Here is a 3,271-nt window from a genome sequence, read left to right on the forward strand (position 1 = left end):
CCACGCGCCGCACGCCGGCGCACCCGAGTGGCGAACCGTGGACTCCCTGCGGTAGCCAGTGTCCGGAGCTTGTCGCTGGCCTCTGCAAGCCGAGCGGCGATCTGCGGTTCGTGCTGGCGGATTTTCCCCGCCTGGGGAGCATCTGCCGCATCCACACCAGTTCTTACCGTTCGATCCGCCAAATCTACTCGGCCCTCGAAGAGATTCAGACCTTCACGGGCGGTCGCTTGGCTGGCATTACAGCGAAGCTGGTGGTGCGCCCGGAGGAGGCGGCGTACTTCGACCGCAAGGAGCAGCGGAAGAAGACGACCACCATCTGGGCCTTGAGCCTGGAAGTGGACGGTGAGGACATCCGGAAGCTGGTCGCCAATCTGACCGGGAATGCGCGGCTGTTTCGAGAGACGCGGCGGCGGCTTGGCTGGGGCGACCGGGCGATTGAAGTGGTGGAGGACGAAGACGATCAGGCGGCGGAGATTACCGCCGAGTTTTACCCCCCACCGGAGAACGGCTCCGATACAAGTGAATCATCGAATCCGTGCAACGCAACCGCGGGAGCCACCTCTGTTCCTGCCGCTCGTGACCCGGGGCGCAAGCCCGCTTTTGCAGCGCCGAACGATCGAATGAAGCGTGCGCCCAAGGGTCCAATCAGGGAACCGCAGCGCAAGACGGAGCCAGCCCAGAGTCACAGCAATGCCGTGGACGCACCGAGCCCTGCGAATGGAAGCGGTGGAGGCATGGCGCAGCCTGCGCCAACCGTCAACACCAGTCCCAACGCAGCCGCCAACGGCTCTCGGCCCAAGCTCGCCACACTTCGAGGTCTTGTCGGGCCATCCGAGCCAGATGCTTCCGGCAATACGATCCACCGCAACGGCAATGGCGTCGAGTACGTGGTTTTCGAGCTGCGGCAAAACGGCTCGGCGAGGACGATCTACTGCAACAACCCGGAACTGATGCCGGAGATTGCCCGGCGTCAGGGGCATGAGGCCGAGGCGCGCGTTGCGGTGGTCACGGACAAGGATCGCCAGTACTACGTCCTGTCTGGTTTCGCGGAGGGTTAAGGCAGTGAGCATTGATTTCACTTTCGACGCTGTACGCCACCTCTACCTTGTCCAGGGAAAGCCCGTGCCGAGCGTCACCCAGGTGCTCCACTCGGCCGGACTCTCCGCTGATTACTCGACGGTCGCGCCCGAAGTGCTCGACCGTAAGCGCATCATCGGTGAATACGTTCACAAAGCCACCCAATATCTCGATGAAAGCTGCCTCGACCTCGAGACAGTGGATCCTGAGATTCAGGGTTACCTGGTGGGCTACGAAAAGTTCATCCGGGAGTCAGGCTTTCAGCCGCAACTCATTGAGCACCGGCTGATCGGCCGAATCAACGGCATGCTCTGCGGCGGCACGATTGACCGAACGGGCGCGATGGCTGGGAAGCTGTGGATCATCGACTTGAAATGCATCGAGCGTCTTTACCCTGCATTTGCACTCCAAACGGCTGGGTACGAACTGCTGCTGCCAAAGCCGGTGGTGCCTCCCTTCAAGTACAGCCGAGCCGTTTTGCAGCTGAGGCGCGACGGGTCATACAAGTTCACAGCCTATAGCGACGTTGCTGATCTCGAAATCTTCCGCGCCGCGCTGGTAGTGACGGCGTGGAAGATCAATCAAAACGTGGACATTCAAACCGGTGCCCGCACGGACCTGGACGAAGCCGCGTAGAAGTTCTGGCCGCTGGGTTCTGACGCGCAGTGTTTCTTCGCTCACCGACCCCACCCACCACAAAAACAGCTTAGGAGGTGTCAAGCCATGGATACTGCCATCACTTTGATTAGTTCTCCCGAACTCAATTTGCCGGACGAGGAGAAATCGGAACTTTCTGCCCTGGTTCAAGCGCGGCTGGAGGAGACGAAGACGCTCACTGTGGTCGCGACCGACGAGCAGTTTCAGACGGCGGGGGAGCAAGTAAAGGCGATCGCCCAGTTGCGGTCGCGGCTTGAGAGCGCGATCCGACCGTATATTGATTTTTGGCATCGCGGTCACAAGGCGAACACACAATTGCTGGCGACGCTCGATGGCCCGCTCGAAGCGCGCGAGCGCTCAATCAAGCAAGGCCTTGCCCGCTACCAGCGCGAGAAAGAAGAGGCTCGACGTCGCGAAGAGGAGCGACTGCGGCGCGAGGCCGAAGCAGTGCGACTGAAGCTGGAGGAAGAAGATCGCAAACGGCGAGAATTGGAGGCGAATGCTGCCAAACGACGGCTTGAAGAAGAGGCGCTTGCCGAAGCCGCCGCGCGCGAAGCTGAAGGTGACCACGAAACGGCCGCCTTGATTCTGGACCATGCTGTCGAGCAGGTTGAGACCATTCCGGAACCCACGCCGTGTGTGCCAATCGTTCTCGTAGCCCCGCTCGCGCAGGTAACTGCGCCGAAGGTTCGTGGTGTCGGATTTCGGGAAGTTCCGAAGTGGCGCATGAAGTGCGGCCACGAGCGGGCGGACGACCTGAAGTGCGCGACATGCCAGTCCGTTCCGCGAGAGTATCTCGTACTCGATCCGAAGCGCGTCCAGGCACGCGTCAATGGGTTCGGGATCAACGCGAACATCCCAGGTATCGAAGTCTGGATGGAATCCCAGACAAGCGTTCGGAGAAAATTCTGAACTGGCTCAGAAGTATTATCGCATCCGGGCTGCACAGTTGCCGGATTTCCGCAGCTTGTATCTACCCGCCTTGGCGCGCGACGAACTGAGCGTGGGCCCATATAGGTGTGGACGAATATGGAAGATGGTGTTGCGGTGTAATGCCCAAGTGGACGGCAACCCTACTGCGCCTGAATGTCGATGGCCAGCAGGCTAATCGCATAGACGTTTTGCAGTGCTTGCGCGAGGTCGATATTGCGCAGGGCGATCATCTGCACGTCGGCATCGCCGCCCAATGCCGCAAGTTGTTTGGCCGCCGATGTGCCCTTCAGGCACAGCCCCTTCAGGGGCTTGCCGACGTCAGGGCTGGCGAAGTTGAACGTCGCGGGCGCGTTCGAGTGCGGCTGCAGATCAGCACCACTGATGCGTCCGGCCACCGAAACGTAGTTCTCGTCCTGGCCGTCCATGCCAATGAACGTCAGGGTATCACCCGCCGAATCGTACTGCACCTGGATCCTGTTGTCTTGGATCTGCAACGGATGCGGTGACGTCCAAGTATGGATTGACGGCTGGTCTGGGATATCCACGTCGAACGCCTGCATCTGACCATCAATTGCGACCGCGCGAACTGGATGAATTTCGAAAA

Annotated in this window: 4 protein-coding genes; 3 read left to right on the forward strand and 1 reads right to left on the reverse strand. The window is 60.4% G+C overall.

From position 1 onward, the window contains the following. From VMU57_RS19525 to VMU57_RS19535, 3 genes are all read left to right on the forward strand, one after another. The coding region (locus tag VMU57_RS19525) for a hypothetical protein (RefSeq protein WP_325386473.1) at positions 1–1,058 on the forward strand (1,058 nt) is incomplete at its 5' end. Positions 1,059–1,062: 4 nt separating this feature from the next. Beyond that, on the forward strand, positions 1,063–1,713 hold the full coding sequence (locus VMU57_RS19530) for a hypothetical protein (protein WP_325386475.1): 651 nt from the start codon (positions 1,063–1,065) through the stop codon (positions 1,711–1,713). Positions 1,714–1,800: 87 nt separating this feature from the next. Next, on the forward strand, positions 1,801–2,646 hold the full coding sequence (locus VMU57_RS19535) for a hypothetical protein (protein WP_325386477.1): 846 nt from the start codon (positions 1,801–1,803) through the stop codon (positions 2,644–2,646). A gap of 161 nt (positions 2,647–2,807) precedes the next feature. Here VMU57_RS19535 and VMU57_RS19540 read toward each other — a convergent pair. Next, the coding region (locus tag VMU57_RS19540) for a hypothetical protein (protein ID WP_325386479.1) at positions 2,808–3,271 on the reverse strand (464 nt) is incomplete at its 5' end.

This window comes from Edaphobacter sp., from assembly GCF_035532915.1.
Lineage (GTDB): Bacteria > Acidobacteriota > Terriglobia > Terriglobales > Acidobacteriaceae > Edaphobacter.

Bases quoted from the DNA above. Each gene is read 5' to 3' on its own strand.
- VMU57_RS19535 (WP_325386477.1), top strand. From the start codon at position 1,801: ATGGATACTGCCATCACTTTGATTAGTTCTCCCGAACTCAATTTGCCG.